This is a genomic window from Brevibacillus sp. NPDC058079 (genome assembly GCF_042885155.1).
Taxonomy (GTDB): domain Bacteria; phylum Bacillota; class Bacilli; order Brevibacillales; family Brevibacillaceae; genus Brevibacillus.
On record NZ_JBHVSO010000033.1, the window covers coordinates 1 to 2,990 of the forward strand.

Here is a 2,990-nt window from a genome sequence, read left to right on the forward strand (position 1 = left end):
AGTGCTATTACCAAGACTGAGCTAAAAGTAGCTTTTAATAAAGCTATCGATGCAGCAACAGTTGTAAACTTCAAAATTCCTGGTTTGAATGTTGAGTCCGCAAGCTTGGATGCAACTAAGAAAGTAGTAACTTTGAAAGTATCTGGTGCAGAAGCTCGTAAATCTTATGAACTGACTGCTACTGGTCTCAAAGTAGATGGCACAACAATTGCCGACATGAAGAAAACCTTCGAAATGCCGAATGCAACTGATTTGTTCAAACTTAATGTGAAAACTGCTGATGCAGTATTGAAAGCAGACGGAGCTTCCAAAACTTTGGTGACATTTGAATTGAAAGATGCTGCTGGTAATGCAGTTACTGCTGGCGACATCGAAGTTGAATTCACCACTACGTTTGGTTCCCTTGCAGCAAACCGCGTAACTGTACAAAATGGTGTAGCAACCGTGCTTCTGACGTCCGAGTTTTCTGCAACTGATGTGAACGCAAGCATCATTGCTCAAATCAAAGAAGCTGCTGACAAAGACTTGATCGGTTTGAAAGCAGAATCTACTTTGAAAATGAGCCCGAATCCAGATGATGTTGTTATTGGAGAAAAACCAGTAATTTCAAGTGCAGAATCTAACCAAGCAGATCGCGTAGTTGTTTACTTCAATAAAGATGTTCAACTTAATCATTTCATTGATGAAAAAGGCATTTTGAAAGATGGTATCCAATTTAAGGTGTATGAAAATGTACCAAACTCTGGTGACATTACAGGCCTGAATCCTCTCAATGTTAAAGGTTTGCTCAAGGTCCCTGGAAATAACAAAGCATTGACTTTGGTACTTGATCAGCAAGGTAACTTCCCAATGGCAGACAATGCTAACGTATTTGTTACCCTTACTGATTCAACCAACGGAGTAAGCCAAGAAAGCAAAGCACCGCTCTTTAAGTTGACTGATGCTCGACAACCTTCTATGTTGAATGTACAAGTTCAAGATCTGAGAACACTTAAAGTTACATTCTCTGAAGCGCTTGACAAGACAAGTACTCAAACTTTCAGCAACTGGAGCATTGACGGTGTAAAACTGAACAGCACTGACTACAGCATTGAAGTTGGGGAATTCGTACCTAACGGTCAAGGCGGAGATGATACTCGCCACGTGGTAACCATTAAAAAGAAAAAAGGTTACTTTGGTGCAGGACCACATTCCATCCAAGCAGCAAAAATTGGTGACTGGGCAGCTCCAAGCGATAAGTCTAACTATGCAAACACTCAAACTTTGGACTTCAATGTAGTTGCTGATGAAAATGTTCCAGTGGCAACCGTTGATGTACAATCTCCTGAGCAGTGGTTGATTGATTTCAACGTAGCAATTGAGGAAGACGAAGTAACAGCAAAACAAAATATCCAACTGCAGGTTTACAATGAGTCAACCAAAGCGTGGGAAGCTTTATCTGATGCTGAAATGGCTGATCTCCATGTAACAAAAGTGGAAGACGACAAGTTCCTTGTTGAAACCAAAAAAGACTGGACCAAGCATCACAACACTTCTTCTAGCTTGAAGAACTACTTCAACTATAAATATCAGTTGAGCCTTACTGCAAATGCATTTACAAACGCTGCTAATGGCAAGAAAAACGTAAAGCAAGATCTGTTGTTGGGAGATGAAATGCTCACACCAGATACGGTTTCCGCTCAAATCAAGGACATCACAGAAGTAGTGAATGGAAAAGAGTTCAAAGCAACTCTTAATAAACCAGTAAAACTGATGAACGCTGATGAAGGCAAGACACTTGCTGAAAAACAAGTAGATCTGCCAGAACCAAAAGCAGAATTCATCAAGGCTGATAACAGCGTAACCATTCCAGCGGTTGTTAAAGGATATGCTGACAAGTATGATACGGAACTTACTGTAGTACCAGTTGATAAAGATGGTAAAGAAATTTCTCTGGAATCAGGTGAGTGGACTCTGGTTATCCGCTCTATCTCTGATGATATCGGAAATACTGTTGCGTCTATGACGAAGAAATTCAAAGTAATTGGCGGCACACCAGTGGAACAAGCTTTCCAAGTTGAGTGGGCATTCGCTGATGTTGACCATGACCTTGTTGTTGAAGATGTGGACGCTACTGATAATGATCAAGACAACGACTACATTTTTGTGAAGTTTACCTCTGCATTCGCGGTAACTGGTGACTTCAAAAACGCATTGAAACAATCGAACTACACCATCGACAATAGACAATTGCCGATCGGTTCCCAAATCATCGCAAATATTGAAGGTTACAACGATGGTACCGAAGCAGTAGACTCCCTCACGATTCAATTGCCAAATGGATGGCTGGGAGATAAAAACGCGCCTCACGTACTGAACGTATCGAAATACCTGGAAGGTACTACTGGAACCAAAATCTCCGGTGATTTGGATCTGAAACTGGCATATAAGATTAAAGATGGTCAACTCGTATCTGTACCAGCTGAAAAAGCATTGGCAGCAATCAATAGCGGTACTTACACTGCTGCTGATCTGACAACTGCAGGAGTAACAGGTGTAGACGCAACTAAATTTGCTGACTACAAAGCAGCGATTGACGCAGCGAAAGCAACCAAAGGATCTAACCTGACTCTGGCAGAAGTTCAAGCTGAAGTTACCAAGGTAAACACGCCTGCAGTGGATAAAACCGCTCTGACTACGGCAATCACTGAAGCAGATAAACTAGTAGAAACTGATTATACTGCTGGTTGGACTGAGTTCCAAACTGCACTGACTGCAGCCAAAGCAGTACAAGGTAAAGCAGATGCTACTAAAGTAGAAGTTGATAAAGCTGTAGCAGACCTGGATACTGCAACTAAGGCTCTGGTGAAAAAACCAGCAGCAGTTGACAAAACTGCACTCGACACAGCTGTAAGCAATGCAAATACTGCAAAAGCTGGCGTTAAAGTGAGCGTAGATGGTACAGATGTACCAGCTGCTGAACAGTGGGTAACACAAGCAGTTCAAACAGC

At 41.8% G+C, this 2,990-nt stretch carries 1 protein-coding gene; it reads left to right on the forward strand.

Going from position 1 to position 2,990, the window contains the following annotated elements; translation table 11 throughout:
- Positions 1–2,990: Ig-like domain-containing protein (locus ACFVS2_RS34505; RefSeq protein WP_390241202.1), on the forward strand; the 2,990-nt coding region annotated here is incomplete at both ends.